The 15,814-nt window shown below is 60.9% G+C and carries 15 protein-coding genes; 4 read left to right on the forward strand and 11 right to left on the reverse strand.

Features of this window, described 5'->3' with window-relative positions; genetic code table 11:
• Positions 1–70 precede the first annotated feature (70 nt).
• From BLT09_RS01260 to BLT09_RS33395, 3 genes are all read right to left on the reverse strand, one after another.
• A complete protein-coding gene (locus tag BLT09_RS01260; protein WP_091590130.1) occupies positions 71–2,221 on the reverse strand; it encodes a GDSL-type esterase/lipase family protein in 2,151 nt (716 codons plus the stop codon).
• Positions 2,218–2,640, reverse strand: coding sequence for a hypothetical protein (locus BLT09_RS01265; RefSeq protein WP_091590132.1), 423 nt, complete (start codon positions 2,638–2,640; stop codon positions 2,218–2,220). Before BLT09_RS01265 ends, BLT09_RS01260 begins: the two co-directional genes overlap by 4 nt.
• Positions 2,641–3,174: 534 nt before the next feature.
• Complete coding sequence (locus BLT09_RS33395) at positions 3,175–3,579, reverse strand: hypothetical protein (protein WP_139172474.1); 405 nt, start codon at positions 3,577–3,579, stop codon at positions 3,175–3,177.
• 60 nt (positions 3,580–3,639) lie between these two features.
• On the opposite strand from BLT09_RS33395, the gene BLT09_RS01270 reads away from it, so the two are divergent.
• Entirely contained in the window at positions 3,640–4,842 is a 1,203-nt protein-coding gene (locus tag BLT09_RS01270; RefSeq protein ID WP_167366291.1) for a hypothetical protein, read from the forward strand.
• 76 nt (positions 4,843–4,918) lie between these two features.
• Positions 4,919–6,376 carry an SGNH/GDSL hydrolase family protein gene (locus BLT09_RS01275; protein ID WP_236473104.1) on the forward strand — a complete coding sequence of 486 codons (1,458 nt, stop codon included), beginning with the start codon at positions 4,919–4,921 and terminating at the stop codon, positions 6,374–6,376.
• Between the two features lie 65 nt (positions 6,377–6,441).
• Here BLT09_RS01275 and BLT09_RS01280 read toward each other — a convergent pair whose 3' ends face one another.
• Entirely contained in the window at positions 6,442–7,482 is a 1,041-nt protein-coding gene (locus tag BLT09_RS01280) for an EscU/YscU/HrcU family type III secretion system export apparatus switch protein (RefSeq protein ID WP_091590137.1), read from the reverse strand.
• A gap of 84 nt (positions 7,483–7,566) precedes the next feature.
• Here BLT09_RS01280 and BLT09_RS01285 point away from each other — a divergent pair, with 84 nt between their 5' ends.
• The gene (locus BLT09_RS01285; protein WP_091590139.1) at positions 7,567–8,370 is read left to right on the forward strand and encodes a tetratricopeptide repeat protein; all 804 of its coding nucleotides are present in this window, start codon (positions 7,567–7,569) and stop codon (positions 8,368–8,370) included.
• Between the two features lie 217 nt (positions 8,371–8,587).
• On the opposite strand, the gene BLT09_RS01290 is transcribed toward BLT09_RS01285, so the two are convergent.
• The 7 genes from BLT09_RS01290 to BLT09_RS33400 all read right to left on the reverse strand — a co-directional run bounded on the left by BLT09_RS01290 (position 8,588) and on the right by BLT09_RS33400 (position 14,668).
• Positions 8,588–9,037 (reverse strand): hypothetical protein, encoded by a 450-nt coding sequence (locus tag BLT09_RS01290; RefSeq protein WP_091590140.1) that lies wholly within the window; start codon positions 9,035–9,037, stop codon positions 8,588–8,590.
• A 13-nt stretch (positions 9,038–9,050) separates the two neighbouring features.
• Positions 9,051–10,400: a type II and III secretion system protein family protein gene (locus BLT09_RS01295; RefSeq protein ID WP_091590142.1), complete on the reverse strand. Its 1,350-nt coding sequence runs from the start codon at positions 10,398–10,400 to the stop codon at positions 9,051–9,053.
• A gap of 57 nt (positions 10,401–10,457) precedes the next feature.
• Entirely contained in the window at positions 10,458–12,620 is a 2,163-nt protein-coding gene (gene sctV / locus BLT09_RS01300; RefSeq protein ID WP_091590144.1) for a type III secretion system export apparatus subunit SctV, read from the reverse strand.
• Positions 12,617–12,928 carry a tetratricopeptide repeat protein gene (locus tag BLT09_RS01305; protein WP_023799520.1) on the reverse strand — a complete coding sequence of 104 codons (312 nt, stop codon included), beginning with the start codon at positions 12,926–12,928 and terminating at the stop codon, positions 12,617–12,619. Before BLT09_RS01305 ends, sctV begins: the two co-directional genes overlap by 4 nt.
• Positions 12,929–12,945: 17 nt before the next feature.
• Positions 12,946–13,323, reverse strand: a complete 378-nt coding sequence (locus tag BLT09_RS01310; protein ID WP_236473106.1) for a hypothetical protein — start codon at positions 13,321–13,323, stop codon at positions 12,946–12,948.
• Between the two features lie 59 nt (positions 13,324–13,382).
• Entirely contained in the window at positions 13,383–14,366 is a 984-nt protein-coding gene (locus BLT09_RS01315) for a SctD/MshK family protein (protein WP_091590147.1), read from the reverse strand.
• Between the two features lie 119 nt (positions 14,367–14,485).
• Positions 14,486–14,668, reverse strand: a complete 183-nt coding sequence (locus BLT09_RS33400; protein ID WP_135901656.1) for a hypothetical protein — start codon at positions 14,666–14,668, stop codon at positions 14,486–14,488.
• Between the two features lie 85 nt (positions 14,669–14,753).
• On the opposite strand from BLT09_RS33400, the gene BLT09_RS01320 reads away from it, so the two are divergent.
• Complete coding sequence (locus BLT09_RS01320; protein ID WP_236473108.1) at positions 14,754–15,740, forward strand: MurR/RpiR family transcriptional regulator; 987 nt, start codon at positions 14,754–14,756, stop codon at positions 15,738–15,740.
• Positions 15,741–15,814 lie beyond the last annotated feature (74 nt).

Consider the following 15,814-nt stretch of genomic DNA (forward strand, 5'->3'; position numbering starts at 1 on the left):
CGAAGGGCAATTTGCGCGAAGAGACCGCATGTCAGCGACTGTCTTTGATATAGCGTAGGCAGATGCCGCTCTACACGAAGAGAAAATCGCTGTTCGAGATGCTTGCGACGAGGACACCGTTTAGCGAAAGCGTGTCACTGTCGGAGAAGACGACCAGCGTGTCGCTCCCGACCTGCCGGAGTTCGCTATATCTTTGGTATCCTGAAATCTCCAGGAGATCATCGCCGGAAAGGTCGAAGTCGGTGATGGTGTCGTGGCCATGGCCGGCGGCGAAGACGAAGCTGTCGTTTCCCGTTCCGCCGGTGAGGATATCGGTGCCAAGACCACCGACGAGCCGGTCCGACCCGCCTCGGCCGTCCAGCCGATCTGCGCCGCCAAGGCCTTCGAGCGTGTTCGCTGCGCCGTTGCCGATCATGGTGTTGGCGAGCTCGTTGCCTTTTCCCGCCAGATTGGCAGCCGACCTCAGGAAGAGGTTTTCGACGTTGTCGGCCAGGGTCCAGTTTACATAAGCGTGCGTCTCGTCGAAGCCGCCATTGTTCTCTTCGATGGTTTTGTCACCGGCATTGTCGACATGGAAGACGTCATCACCCGCGCCGCCGACAAGCGTGTCGGCGCCCGCTTTTCCGTTCAAGATATCGCTGCCGCCCATTCCATAAATGACGTCCGCACCGGGACCGCCGGTAAGCGTATTGTTGCCGTCGTCGCCTACGATTGACCCCGGCGGCGGCTCGTCGAGTGGATCGATCCAGACGAAATCCGAACTGCTCAAGGAGGCGCTGGTCACGCCTTTGAGGAGAACAGTGTCGCTGTCGGAGAGGACGACCAGCGTGTCCGTCCCGACCTGCCGGAGTTCGCTATATCTTTGGTAGCCTGAAATCTCCAGGAGATCATCGCCGGAAAGGTCGAAGTCGGTGACGGTGTCGTGGCCATGGCCGGCGGCGAAGACGAAGCTGTCGTTTCCCGTTCCACCGGTGAGGATATCGGCGCCAAGACCAGCGACGAGCCGGTCCGACCCGCCCCGGCCATCCAGCCGATCGTCGCCGCCGAGGCCTTCGAGCGTGTTCGCTGCGCCGTTGCCGACCATGGTGTTGGCGAGCCCGTTGCCTTTTGCCGCCAGATTGGCAGCCGACCTCAGGAAGAGGTTTTCGACGTTGTCGGCCAGGGTCCAGTTTGTATAAGCATGCGTCTCGTCGACGCCGCCATTGGTCGCCTCGATGGTTTTGTCGCCGGCATTGTCGACATAGTAGACGTCATTACCCGTGCCGCCGACAAGCGTGTCGGCGCCAACCCCGCCGATGAGTTGGTCGGAGCCGCCGCGGCCCTCCAGCAAATCATCGCCAGCCAGCCCATCCAGCACATTGGCTCCCTCGTTTCCGCCGAGTTGGTCGGCAAACGAAGATCCTGTAAGATTTTCGATGCTGGTGAAGGTATCGCGGTCGCTTCCGATACCGGTCCCGTCCAGGCCGAGATGGTGTTCCAGGGCGGCCATCCAGTGTGAGGCGATTTTTGCATAGCCGCCGGCAGTCGGATGCAGCCCGCTGTCAAGTGGCGGCGCGGTGATGTCATCCGGTGTCAGATCGCGCATGTCGACAAAGGCGATCTTGTGCCCCTGGGCGGCCAGTTCAGAGATCAGGCCGGGCATGGCATCGTTATACGCATCGACACGGTCTGCACGCGCTTGCGACTGTTGGCCGACGCGAACGGGAGGCAAGGATCCGACAAAGACGGTCAAGGCGGGATCGCTGGAGGTCAGGCTGAGCAAAAGGCTGCGCAAATCCTGCAGCATCGTTGGCACGCTATCGGTCGAGCTGTCATTTGTTCCGGCGATCAGCAGCACGGCGTCGGGTTTCGTAGCTGCCACAACATCGTTGTCGATGCCGTTCAGTTGATTGAGCGTCCAGTTGCGGTGACCCTCGTGATCCCGATCGACCATGCTGGCGGGTCCGTTGGACGAGGAACCGACGAAGTCGATCTTCACATTGAGTGCCGCCAACTGTTCCAGCATGAACTTCCGATAGCCGCCGCTTTCGGTATCGGAAGAGCTCGCGATCACTCCATAGGTAATGGAATCGCCCAGCGGCAGTATCGACAGCAACTTGTAAGCATGGCCGGAAGCCAAATCGGCGACGACTCCACGGGACGAAGCGCCGTAATTGACTGCGTCCGAACCGGCACCGCCGATGAAAGCGTCTGGACGGCTGCTATCATAGAACACCGTCATAGTATTTTCTCCCCCTGGCAAAGCTGCTCACCGGCATGACCGCCTGGGCCGCAGCAGAAAGGCTCGAGATCGTCATAGCTGATCGGCCAGTCGAGACCGATGCCGTAGAGGCCTTTCAGCCTGAACTCGTAAGCAAGCAACCGCGGCGTCTGCCCGGACCAGCAGTTGGTTCCGCCTGCCAGGCCGATCGTGTAATTCCACGGTCTGCTGGAGTAGGTATCCTCGTCCCGGATATTGCTGTTTGCGCCGCGTTCGAGTTGCCAATCACGCGTGCTGTGGCGCCACAATCCGAAGGGAACACGAGCTTTTCTCCGTCCGACGAACTGGTGCAGTAAAAAGGCTGAATCGAAGCCAGCGCCGATTACGACGATACCATGGTGCTCGTCGGCGACCTGTTTGGCCCGGGTGTCGAGTACCATTGTCCATGGCCTCTTCAGCCACTGACCCTGCACCTGACGCCGATGCGATCGGTTTTCTGCAGGTCAGCGAGACAAATTCAATGTTGCACCGCACTCTTAGGCACTGCAACATAATATTTGCCACTACTTTGGGTAGATTGGCAACATTTTTTTGAGCCTGCAATACCCTGGCTCGACACCGGGCACGGTGACGCGGGCGGCGATCGCTGTTGCTGTTGTTGTACCAAATTGCGACAGGTCGGCAATCTAACGCGGGCATTTATCGATAATTGGCGCAAACTGCGTGCGCGCATTGAGCCAGGGTGTATCTTGAACTTTCGTCGTTGCCTGTGCGTTTAGGTTGTAGTACGCATCCTGTTGCAGTGCAGCAATATCCGGCGGCAACGTGCGGCTGCGTGAGGGCTCATCCCGTCCCCGGAAGGTGAGCACCGAAAACCGAACAGGTGAGGCGAAACGTCCGGAAGACGGGAGAAGCATGGGATGAGCATCGGAGCGGGCAGCGCCCGGCGTTGGCCGTCAGTCGGCATCGAGCGTTCACCCGTTGAGCGTTATGTCCTTGCAGCCCTTCTTTTTTTCCCGTTCCTGTGCGGGGTCGTTCCGATCCTGTTGTACGAGAAGGCGGCGTCCCGCGTGGCGTGGCACGATCCTGCCCTCGCCACGGTCAGCGCTATCGGGTTGGCTCTGCTTTGCTGCCTTTTTGCATTCGTGCGCTATCCCGCCGAGGCGCGGGCTGCGCGCATCATCGTGGTCGGCCTGGCGATAACGCTGGGCCTCTTCAGCTTCGGGCTTGGAGACGAACTCGGCATTGCCGACGCAGCTCGCGCCGACGCGTTGGGCAATGCACTCACATATGGTCGCCTGATCGCGCTTGCGGCGGCGCTTCTTTCGATCCTGCGGCCATCCTTCGCCATTTTCCCGACGGTCTATTTCGGCTTCCACAAGAATGTCACGCGGGCAGTTTCCGATGCTGCGGAACTAGGCCGCAACGACTATGCGCCGTTGATTGAGGTCGGTCTCTTCCTGGCCTGTGGCCTGTTGGGCCTTGGCCTGCTGCAGAGCTTGAGCCGGCTGAAGCCCTTCACCAGGAACCTGCCCAGCCTTGACGAACTCGGAACCAGGAATTTCGCTGCCCAGGCTGCTGGAATACTGCTGCTGGCCGGGATCGGCGCCCATTTTGGCAACTACTTCATGTCCGGGATGGCCAAGGTCACGCTTGACGGAGGGCCGTTGAGCTGGATCCTCGAGAACCCGACCAGTTCCATCATGCTGGCCGGGTACGGCTTAGGCGCGGCCCCGTTGGGCTTTTCCGAATCGCTGCTCGCTCATGCCTATGAAGCAGTCAGGGCGGTCCAGATTCCGATGAATGTCGTTATCCTTGCTGCGCAGCTTCTATGCTTTCTCGCTTTTTTGCGCCGGCGGTGGCTCATCGGACTGACCGCATTATTCGATATCATGCATATCGGGATCTTCCTTCTGAGCGGCGCCCTTTTTCTGCACTGGATCATCTTGAACAGTCTGATCGTCGCGGCTCTGACGAGAATGAAGGAAAATTCGTTTTCCACGACTGCCATCGTAGCCGGGATTGTTGTCACCATATTCGGCGACGCGGTCTTTTATAACGCGCGGCTCGGCTGGTATGATTCAAGGCAAATCCGGCAAGCACATTTCGAGGCGCTGACGAAAGAAGGTGACTGGGTGCGGGTCGCACCGAGCTTTTTCCGCGACGCTTCCTATCTGCTCTATGCCCGTCACTTCGGCTATCAGGAATATCGTCGTGAATCCGGCCACGTTCCGACCTCAGCTTGGGGCCAGATCGGGATCAGGAAGGTGGGGCCGAAGTCGTCGGAAATTGCCTCGTCCAACTATGAGGTCATGAAGCTTACCAAGGAGTGCGCCTATCCAGTCGAACGGCCAATCACGCCGCCTGACTACGATGCGGCCCGCCCGGCGCCGTTTATTCTTGGCCAGCACAATCGCGCCGCGAACCTGGCGAACTCGGCTGTTGCGGTCGGTTATAACTTCTATCCACACCATCATTATTCCATGCCGTTCCTGCACCGCGCTTTTGAGGCGCTGGAGCCTCGCGACATCGTGGCGTATCGATACCTGGTCGATACCGTCTGCCTCGATGTCGCAGATGGCAAGGTCGTGCGGCGGGTCATGACCCAGACATTGGGGCCCAGGATCGATGTCCGCCAGTGAATCCGGCGAGGGCGCTGCGGACGTTCAGCACGCGAGTTGACTATAAGGCTGCACTAGTTTCCACGCTCGCAAATCCTTGCTCCTGACGCTGGTCCAAAATTGCCACGGAAGTCGAATTTCATTCCCCAGGCAGGCCGTCATAATAAGGCCGGCGGCGGCATTACCAGCATGTCTCGAGGAGGAGATAAAAATGCGGCTCAACAGGCCTTTGGTTTTCACGGATAAGGTTTCATCGGAGCTTTCTACCGCCGCAGGGAGGAAACGGCGTCGACGTCAGATCATCCTGATATGTGCAGCTGCGGCGGCCGGTTCCGCCATCGCAGGTTTTTCGGCACAAGGCGCTGAAAAGGCAGACTGGATCACCACTTGGGCTGCCACACCTGCTCCGCGCTGGTCGGATGATCTTCCTGCGCCTTTCGGAGTGCCGGAGGTATTGGAGAACCAGACCGTCCGCCAGGTCGCCCGCATCAGCGTTGGCGGCAAGAGCGTGCGGGTCGTGCTGTCGAATGCTTTCGGCGCCAAGCCGCTGACCATTGGCGCCGGCAGCGTCGCAATAGCAGGCAAGGACGGCAACGTCGATCAGGCGACCCTGAAGCCTCTGACCTGGGGCGGCAATAGTTCTGTGGTGGTTCCGCCGGGAGCTCCGATCCTCAGCGACCCCATCGCTCTCTCGGCAGAAGCGCTTTCCGAAATCTCGGTCAGCATTTTCCTGCCGAAGAAGACGGCGCTGTCGTCGGTGCATTGGGATGGCGTGCAAACCGCCTACATCTCCGGCCCGGGCAATTTCACAAACGAGGCTGCGTTCAAGGCTGACAGCACACTCAAATCGCGCCTGTTTCTGAGCGACATATGGGTTGACGCCGTGCCGGAATCCGAGGCGATCGTGTTTTTCGGGGATTCCATCACGGATGGGAATTGCTCGACCCCTGACGCCAATAATCGCTGGCCGGACCATATCGCCAAGCGATTGCAGGAGGCCAACCGCAAGGTCGCGGTGGTCAACGAAGCCTTTTCGGGCAATCGCGTGTTGACCGACGGTATGGGTGTCAATGCCTTGGGACGTTTCGATTCTGATATACTGAGCCATCCCAAAGTCTCGACCGTCGTCCTTATGATGGGCATCAACGATATCGGCTGGCCCGGCCAAAATGCAATCACGCCGGACGACAAGGAACCGACGGCGCAAGACATCATCACCGGATACAAACAACTCATCGATCGCGCGCACGCCCATGGCATACGCATTGTCGGCGCGACGTTGACCCCCTTCGCCGAAACCTTCAAAGGACTTCCCACCGAGGGTTACTACACGCCCGAGAAAGAAAAGATTCGCGTCGCGGTGAACGAATGGATCCGCACCGGCGGCGGCTTCGATGGCGTGGTCGACTTCGACAAGGTGATGGAAGACCCGGCCAAGCCGGGGTATCTGCGCGACGACTACGACTGCGGCGATAACCTCCATCCCAACGACGCGGGATACAAGGCAATGGCAGACGCGGTCGATCTCGACGTCCTGTTGGGTTCAGCCAAGTAGTCGGCTGTCGCTGCTGACCTTGCCGCGCTGCTCAGGCATTGCGGCAAGGTCGGTTCGCGCATGGCTCAAGTGAGCCCGAGCCGGACAAGATGGCGTACGACCGGTGGGAACATCTCCTGGCCGATGTAAGCTCCGGTGTTCGTATTTTCGAAGAGTGGGCCGGCGACGGCCGCATCCTCGATCACCGGAATACCTGCCTGGCGTGCTTGAGCCGTCATCTCGTCAGCCGCTCGGCCCTGGCCCTTGCCGACGACTGTCGGCACCGGCGTTTCACCCCTGACGTAACGCAATGCCACTGAGCGGTCACCGGACACGAAAACGATGACCGCGTTTTTCACGCCCAGCTTCGCCGGTTGCATCACGGCCTCACGCCGCTGTCGCTGCTGTTCATGTCGAATCAATGGATCGCCTTCGAGGTCCTTGTTTTCGCGCTTGTATTCGGTTGTCGTCATGCGCATGTCGCGCAGGAACAGCCAGCGCTGAATAGGAACATCGATCACGCCGATGACGACAAAGGCCAGGGCGGCGGCAATTCCAAGCGGTGTCAGCACCGCTTTGATAATTGGCTCCAGGCATGACGGAGCGCATCCCGGTGCATCGAAGAGCGGCTGCAGCCACGCGATCAAAAGGAATGCGAACAGGCCGGCCAGCAACACCACCTTGGCCAGGCCTTTGGTGAACTCGACGACGTTGCGCAGCGACAGGATCTTCTGAAGACCCTTCGCCGGGTTTATGTGATCGAATTGCGGCTTGAGCGGCTCAAACGAGAAGACCGGCCCGAACGTTCCCAGCATGCCGAAGACCACGGCGAGAACGACAACGATTCCGACCAGCGGCAAGGTGGCAAGCATCAGCAATGACAACGAATGGCGGATAGCCTGCAGGCTGACTTCAACGAACGAATCGCCGGGGGTGGTCACGGTCTGCACGAGTTCCGAAAGGTGCCCGAACAGCATCGGCCAGGCGAAATAAAGATAGCCAAGCGCTGCGAAAAGCGTGAAGCCGGAGGCCAGGTCGCGGCTCTGCGAAACCTGGCCTTTGCGGCGAGCGTCGCGAAGCTTCTTGTCGGACGCCGGTAGTTTCTTTTCCTCAGCTTCTTCGGCCATGTTGCAATCTTATCGCACTGTTGTGGTTCCAGTCGGCCAGGGCCGTGTGTAAGGTGCGGCGGGCTTGAATACGGAGAGGTGGATATGCGGCTGCACGTCGTGTTCTTGCCCGTCGTCGCCATGCTGGCGGTGACCGGTTGTCAGACGACCAAAACCGACACCGAGCAGGCAAAGGCACAGGGCCCGTCGTCGCAATCGGAGCGTCTGATCAAGCTTGCGGACGATATCCATGCGCAGGGAGACAGTGGCACCGCAATCGCGCTCTACCAGCGCGCGGCAGCGATGCCGGATGCCAAGCCGAGCGCCTTCGTCAAGGCGGGCGAGGCCTATATGCGAGCGGGCTATCCCGCCGAGGCGGCTAGAGCCTATCAGGCCGCGCTGGCAAAAGCGCCCAATGACGGAGGGGCAATGCTCGGGCTTGGCTCGGCGATGATGGAAACGGGCGATATCGATGCCGGCATGCGCGCGCTCGCGCAGGCCGCGCCGCTGGTCAACACCAGCAGCGCCTATATCAGGCTGGGCGTGGCGCAGACATTCGCCGGCCAGACGGCGGAGGCGCAGACCACTTTTGCTCAGGCGTTGAAACTTGCGCCGGGGGATCTCGACGTCGAGAGCAACATGGCGTTGGCCGCGGCGCTCGAAGGCAATTCCGCCACAGCACTGCCGCTGGTCCAGAAGATCTCTGCCGCACCCAATGCGCAGTTGCATCACAAGCGCAACGTCGTGGTGGTCTACGGACTTCTTGGCCAGGCCGATCAGGTCAGGGCCTCGCCGCCGATCGGCCTGGCGACCAAGGAGGTGAATACCTTGCTTGCGCGTGCCAGAACCATCCGGTCGAAGGGCAGCACACAGGCAAGGGCGAAAGCGCTCGGCTCTATCCTCGGCTAGAGCAATTCCAGGAAAAGTGTGAAACGACTTTCCCGGGAAAAGCGCATAGCGCTTTCCCTGCGGAATTGCGCAAAAACAAGGAGATAGAGCGGTTCGGCGTTTCCGTGAAACGATGAACCGCTCTAGCGCAGCGGACCGGAACGCGTGAAGCCAATTTGGGTCGAGCCCGACGCAACAACCCGATGAAGTAGCGCACCGCGGGCAGGGCCGCATCGGCTCACTCGACCGGGAGAGTTGTTTGCGGCGTCGGCGGCCCGCTGTTGGCTCCACCGATCGGCGCCTCTTCGCCATTGAGGTAGCGCCGGGCGGCGTTTGCCGTCGGCGCGGCCGCCGCCGCCCCCATGCGCCGGCCCTCGACGAGGTCGCGCTGGCTTTCGGCCATGCGTTGAAGATTGTAGGCGTTGGCGCAGCCGGGCGGCAGGTGGGAGCCGACGCCGCGGACGATCGTCAGATCGGTCGCAGCGGCAGAACGGTCGTCATCGGCCGGTTCGTTCAGACATGCGTTGGGAGCAAGCACGGAGCCGCCGACGCCCTTCTCGGAACCGCCGGTGTCGGTCGAGACATAGCTGTAGCCGGGAGAATAGTCCTGCGGCTGTTGCCGGATGTTGGCGCAGCCGACCACAAGCAGCACTGGAACAACCGAGCACAAAGCGATGCGAAATGTCATGTCCGGTTCCCCGCTACTTGATGATCAGGCCCATCGCCGATGCGTCATTGGCGCGCCTCCTGTGGCGCTTGGCCGCCGGACGATCGAGCGGCGTGGCGAGGCTGTCGCGCACCGGCTCGACCAGATAGGGCGTGATCAGGATCACCAGTTCCGTCTCTTCGCGCTGGAAGCGCTGTGACTGAAAAAGCGGGCCAAGCACCGGCACATCGCCGAGAACCGGAAACTTTTCCAGATTACGCGAGGTCCGCTGCTGGAAAAGACCGGCGATCGCAAAGGTCTGGCCGCTCGCCACTTCGACCGTGGTGTCAGCCCTGCGCACGACGAAACTCGGCATGGCAAAGCCATTGGCGCTGACTGAGCCTGCTTCCGACAAGGAACTGACTTCCGGCTGAACATGGAGCGCAATGCGATCGCGGCCGATCAGCGTAGGGGTGAACCCGAGGGAAACGCCGAACGACTTGTATTGAACGGTAACGACGTCCGTTCCTTGCGGAATCGGAACCGGGATTTCGCCGCCGGCAAGAAAGCTCGCGGTCTGACCGGTCATCGCTGTCAGGTTCGGTTCGGCCAGTATCTTGACGACGCCGTTGCGTTGCAGCGCTTCGATGAGAATGTCGAAGTTGATGCCCTGCGCCTGGTCCATGCTCAAACCAAGATTGCCGGTGCCGGAGGGCACGCCATTGTCCTGGAACATGTTGAATTCAAAACCGCCGCTCCTGTACCCGACAGACCAGTCGACGCCGTACGACTGCAGCTCAGTGCGCGAGACTTCGGCGAAACGGACCCGGATGTTGACCTGCTGCGATCCCTGCACGGTCATGTTGTTCAGCGGCGGCTGTTCCGGCGGCGAGAACGTGCGGGCGATATTGTCGACATCCGTTGCCTCCTCGACGCCTTGTGCCTCGCCGGTCGCAACAATGCGGGTCCCGAAAATCGAGAGATTTGTCGCCGAGTTCGGCTGCATCGCGTCTTTAGCTTCGTTGGCAGGCGTGACATCGGGGGTGACGCGGAACTGGGCCGTTGCCTCGACCCGCTCATCGGCCGTGATTGCAATGAGGTTGGTCAGGCCGGGCTTCAGGCCGAAGACATAGACCATCCCCGGCGACACGACCTGAAGGTCGGCGATCGTGGTGTCGGCGATCAGGACGGATTCGACGGGTTCATTGAAACGCAGCAGGCGTCCTTGCCCGACCGGCAGGTCGACAGTTGGCCGGCTCGGCAATGGCGACACATCCTGTGCCGTCGCGTCGGCATGTGTGAACAAGAACGCCAGCAAGACGCCAACCGTCGCGATAGCGAGCCAGCGCATCCGCCCGGCGAAAGTGGCGGATCGAACGCCTGCTGCGGTATCGTGAATTGTCATGCCGTTCCCCTCTTGAGCATGGTGTTCCCCCAATTTTCCCAATCCGCCCGGCTGGCATCATGAGGCTGCCTCTTGTCCGGCTTTCGCCTCAGCCGATGGCAGCGACCGAGAGACGTTGCGTGCCATGCCCGAGCGGCCGGATATCGTGGCCAATGGCTGGACGTTGAATTCCTGTGCGAGTTCCCCGAAGGACAGGACCGGAAGTTCGATGGCATTGTGCGTGAGCAGGCTCCGCATATGACGGCGTACATCCATCGCCGCGAGGACGACCGGTGAGACATCGGTGGCGTTCTGCGACAAGGCTCGTTCGATTTCGGCGATCAATGCCTGTGCATCGTCATCCGAAAGGTTCAGGAACGTGCCGGTCGATGTGCTTTGCACCGCGTTTCGCAGGATATCCTCGGCCGAGCGCTGCAGAACATAGGCTGCGATGATGTTATTGCGGCCAGCGAAGCGGAAGCTGATCTGGCGTTTCAAGGACGTGCGGATATATTCGGTAAGCAGAACGACGTCCTGTTCGCGTTGACCCCATTCGATCAGCGCTTCGAGGATCAGGCGCAGGTTGCGGATCGGCACGTTTTCGCCGACAAGTCGCCGAAGCACCTCGGCGATTTTCTGCAGCGGCACGATCTCCTGCGCCTGTCTGACCAGATCCGCATAGTCCGGCTCCATGTCCGACAGCAGCCTGCGCGTTTCCTGGATTCCGACGAAATGGCCGGCATAGAGGCGAAGTGCATTTCCGGTCCATTTGGCCGCTGTTTGCGCCGGCGTGGAGAAGACGAAGCTGGCTTCCTTCAACGCCGAAAGGTGGCGATCGTCGACCCACATGAATTTGCGGTGACCGGCAATCGGAGAACCCTTTTCGTAAGTCACATCGAGCAGATCGAGATGCGTTGGGTCCGCTTCGACAAGAACGCGGCCGGCGGGGATTTCGGCATCCAGGATGGGTGCGCCCTCCAGATCGATGCGCATGCTTCTCGCTGAAAGCTTCTCGTCGACCTGCAGGCCGATAGCCGGAACGTCGACACCGAGATCGCCGAAAAGCTCGCGGCGCACGCCATCAGCGAGCGTGGCGAATTCGGGTTCCGGGACCGAGCGTCCGAGTTCGGTTCCGAAGCGCACGACGATGCGGGATGAAGAAGGCAGTGCTGCGACGGGCGTTGATAAAAGCGACGCCGGTTTTCCAGCTTGTTCGGCCACCGCGGTCTGGCCGATATCCCTAAATTCGGCTTCCCGCGCGGTGCGGCGGTTGATGGCATAGGCGCCCGCGCCGAAGCAGGCACCAAGGATCAGGAACACAAGGGGCGGAAAGCCCGGCACTACGGCAAGGCCGACCATGATCACCGCGGCGAGTGCGAGCGCACGGGGGTCGCGCAGCAGCTGGCTGGTAATTTGCTTGCCAAGGTCGCTCGTGCCGTCCGAGCTGCCGACGCGCGTCACCATCGTGCCGGCGGCCACAGCGACAAGCAGTGCCGGTATCTGCGCGATCAGCCCGTCACCCACCGTGAGCAGTGAGTAGGTCACGGCGGCGTCGCCCAGCGACATATCATGCTGCAGCGTTCCGATCGCGAAACCTCCGATCAGGTTGACCAGAATGATGACAATGCCGGCGATGACGTCGCCTTTGACGAATTTCATGGCGCCATCCATCGCGCCGAACAGCTGGCTCTCACGCTCAAGCTGCTGGCGCAGCCGGCGTGCCTCCGCCTGATCGATGTCTCCGTTGCGCAACTCCGCATCGATGCTCATCTGCTTGCCGGGCAGGGCATCGAGCGTGAAGCGCGCGGCAACTTCGGCAACGCGTTCCGCACCCCGCGCAACCACGATGAACTGCGCAACGGTGATGATCAGAAAGATCACCAGGCCCACGGCAATACTGCCGCCGACGACGAAGCTACCGAAGGCGGAAACGATCTCGCCTGCGTCGGCCTGGAGCAGGATCAGTCGCGTGGTCGTGATCGTGATCGCCAGCCGGAACAAGGTGGCGATGAGGATGACCGATGGCAGCGACGAGAACTGGAGCGGATGAGAAACGTAAAACGAAGCCAGCAGGATAAGCACGCTGACGGCGATATTGGCGGTGATGAGAATGTCGACGAGGAAGGTCGGCAATGGAATGAGCATCATCACCACTGCAACGAGCATCAGGATGGCAATGACCAGATCGCTGCGGCGTGACAGCTTGGCAAGGAAGTGCAGAAGGCGCTCCGATACCGTCATTCGGCGGCTCGATGCGACAGAAAGCTCCGCAAGGCATTGTGCGCCTCGGCCTTGCGGCCGGCCACGAGCAACGCGCGGCTCTTCAGCAAGGCCAGCGTCGGGTGGTCCATTCCCTCCAGCGTCTCCAGCCTGGCAATGGTGGCAAGCGCCTTGTCCGCTTCGCCATCGAGTATGAGCAGATGCGCCAGCGTGCGCAGAACGCCGGCATTTCCCGGAGACAGCTGCGCCGCGATAAGCAGATATGCCGCGCCCCGCTTTGCCTGCCCGTGACACCCGTAGAGATAGCCCAGGACATGCAGCAGATGCACTGTGTCATCCGGATCAGTCAGGTTTCGATTCCTTCCTGTATCCGGCCAAGCAGATCGCGATGACGCTCGATTTCATCCTCCATCAGCGTTCTGGCAAGTGTCTTGAGTGGCTCGCCTCCCTCAAGGCCGGCAACCAGATGCGTTACAAAATGCTGGAGAATGGGTACCGAGCGACGCAGGATTGCAGGCTCGGGAATATTCGGCATGACGAAATTGATGAGCGCCTCGTCGAGCGATTCGCCCGCCGTACCCCGAGAGGACTGGAATTCCGCGGTTCCCGGCTTTTCCGTGCCAGCGGCCGATGTCGTCCCCGGGGCCCGGCTCGCGGCCTTGTCGACGCCATTCATCCGCCGACGGTTGATTGCCTGACCGCGCACGCCTTCCGCCTGCCGCACCTCGCGGCCGGTTGTGTCCATCCTTGCCGTATCGAATCGCGGCCCTTCAAGCCGGCGGTTCACGGATATTTCAGCGCGACCGTGGCGCCGCCCTTCGTCAGGAGAAGTTCCGTCTCGCCAATGCGCTTGACGGTCCAGCCGTCATTGGTGAATGCGCCTTCATGATAGCGTGCGCCGTCGGTGGCGATGACATAGGGCCGCTCGCCATACCAGATCGCCTGCAGCCTCAGGCGCGGAGCCTGCTCGGCGTTGCCGACCATGACATTGGAGGCGAGGGTGATGTGCGCGCCGAACGCCTGGTCGAACCAGGATTGCGTTTCCGTCCAGGCAGCATTCTTGTCATTGGCGATCATGCCCGAGACCACGAGCCGTCCAGGTGATTGCTGAACGGTCAATGTGCTGATGCCAGATTGCTCGAGGCGCAGCTTGAGCTGGCGTTCCGCGTCGGCGGCGCTGGGTGTCGGCGATGAATCGTCCAGAACACTCTGCCCGGCCTCGCCAGCGAATGCCACTGTGATCGGTTTATCGACCTGAGCGGATGGCTTTTTGCCAATGTCCGGCTCGGCGAAGGAGAACCCATTGGCGGCGACGGAAACAGCGAAGACAGCAAAGAGAACGCTGCCCGCAACCAGCAGGGGGCGATTGGAGACAGACCAGCGATTCGGCGGGCGTTCCGGGTTGACCAGCCGGATATGGGCATCGCCGATGCTTATCGACAGCGGCAGCTTGCAGCGGCGGCCCTGGCCTTCACGGATGGTCTCGCCGGTGGCGAGCGTGACATCGCCGCCGACGGCTTCGATTTCAATCTGACTGCCCTTGCGCCGCAACCTTGCGTGGACCGGCGCGATGCCGGCGTCCCTGAGGACTATTTCTGACTCCGTGCTTGAGCCGACCGTATACAGAGGCTCGACCAGGCTGAGTTGGGCGCCCGCGTGAAATCCCTGCGTTACGCTGAGCGCAACGGAATGACGCGATGCCGGGGTGCGGCCGTTAGCCCAATCTTTGCCGTTAGCCCAATCTTTGCCGCTAGAATGAGCGGTCATGCCACTTCATCTCCCGCTGATGACAATTCAGACGCAGCCTGACAACGGCATCGAAACGTTCGTGCCGTGCACGTGCGCCGCCGGATGCTTGCGGCGGCGCATGGTTCGAGAATCCCGCCTTAGGCCTTTTCGGCCGACTGGCCGAGCGTCTTGGCGGTGCTCATCAGCATGTCATGTTGGGACTTCGCGATCTCTTTTGTGATCTCGAGGCCAAACATGCGCTCCTGATGCTTGATCATCTTGTCCAGGTTCTGTTCCGGTGACCCGGCAGAGCCGGACGTAATGGGAGGGGTAGCAGCCATCAATTGTCTCCTTGAGGGATCATTCAAGTTTCAAACTCCGGAATCACGTCGACGCCGGCAGGTTGCAAAACCAGCTTAAGGCAGCATGATCGAAATTGAAAGTCCACTTGGAATATATGAACCAGTTCAGTTCCAACTGTTGCATTGCCACCATAGGAGGAGTAACCTTCCATCGGGGGAAATGGGGTATGGCAGAATGGAACAAGGTCCTTTGGCGGAGCTGTTGGTCGAACGCTTCGAGAATATGCCGCCGCAACTGCGGGTCGCGGCGCGTTTCGTGCTGGATCATCCTAAGGATGTCGCACTGATGTCGATGCGCGAGCAGGCGCACCAGGCCGGCGTTTCGCACAGCACGATGATGCGGTTGGCGCGATGGCTTGGCCTTGAAGGCTACGAGGATATGCGCAGCCTTTATGCGCGCGCGCTGCGTGAGACAGGCGCCGGTGAGCCGGCGCGACACGGTGCCGACCAGGGTGGCGTTCCCGGATATTCGACTGCAGGGGTCGTCGCCGACACGCTCGCGGCGCAGGTCTCAAGTCTGGGTGAGTACGGCAATGCCTCGCAATTCATTGCCGTCGCCGACCTCCTTGCACGGTCACGCAATCTGTTTGGTCTCGGCTCGGGCTCCGGTTATCCGGTCGCCAGCCACTTCGTTCACATCATGTCGTTTCTGGCTGGCGGCGACCGCAAGGTGACGCTTGTCGGCGAGATCGGCGGACATGGTCTGGATGCCTTGCAGGGCGCCGGACGCGGCGATGTGCTCCTTGCTGTGGGCATGTCGCCTTATGAACGCATGACGATCGACGTGGCGCGCCAGTCGGCCAGGCAGGGTGTCGGCGTGGTGGCAATCACCGATAGCAGCGTGTCGCCGCTGGCCCGCATCGCGCGCGAGACCATCATCGTTACGGCAAACTCGCAGTCGTTCTTTCGCAGCATGGCGCCGGCGTTCGCCGCCGTCGAGTTACTGGCGGCGCTGACGGCTGCGCAGTCTGAAGTGAATGCTGCAGAACGAGTAAGACAGTCGGAAGAGCAACTCGCTGCTTTCGGCATCTATTGGAAGCCGCCCCGGTAAGCTTCCGGGCCTTCCAATGTCGGGCGCGGGGGCGTTGACGGCAGGCAGACTGCCTGAACCAGGACTGGACCGGC

The sequence above is a fragment of the Mesorhizobium muleiense genome (assembly GCF_900099905.1).
Classification (GTDB): Bacteria; Pseudomonadota; Alphaproteobacteria; order Rhizobiales; family Rhizobiaceae; genus Mesorhizobium; species Mesorhizobium muleiense.

Coding starts and splice junctions, on each gene's coding strand:
- BLT09_RS01260 (WP_091590130.1), bottom strand. CDS start 2,221: ATGACGGTGTTCTATGATAGCAGCCGTCCAGACGCTTTCATCGGCGGT.
- BLT09_RS01265 (WP_091590132.1), bottom strand. CDS start 2,640: ATGGTACTCGACACCCGGGCCAAACAGGTCGCCGACGAGCACCATGGT.
- BLT09_RS01280 (WP_091590137.1), bottom strand. CDS start 7,482: ATGGCCGAAGAAGCTGAGGAAAAGAAACTACCGGCGTCCGACAAGAAG.
- BLT09_RS01285 (WP_091590139.1), top strand. CDS start 7,567: ATGCGGCTGCACGTCGTGTTCTTGCCCGTCGTCGCCATGCTGGCGGTG.
- BLT09_RS01290 (WP_091590140.1), bottom strand. CDS start 9,037: ATGACATTTCGCATCGCTTTGTGCTCGGTTGTTCCAGTGCTGCTTGTG.
- BLT09_RS01295 (WP_091590142.1), bottom strand. CDS start 10,400: ATGACAATTCACGATACCGCAGCAGGCGTTCGATCCGCCACTTTCGCC.
- sctV (WP_091590144.1), bottom strand. CDS start 12,620: ATGACGGTATCGGAGCGCCTTCTGCACTTCCTTGCCAAGCTGTCACGC.
- BLT09_RS01315 (WP_091590147.1), bottom strand. CDS start 14,366: ATGACCGCTCATTCTAGCGGCAAAGATTGGGCTAACGGCAAAGATTGG.
- BLT09_RS33400 (WP_135901656.1), bottom strand. CDS start 14,668: ATGGCTGCTACCCCTCCCATTACGTCCGGCTCTGCCGGGTCACCGGAA.
- BLT09_RS01320 (WP_236473108.1), top strand. CDS start 14,754: ATGATCGAAATTGAAAGTCCACTTGGAATATATGAACCAGTTCAGTTC.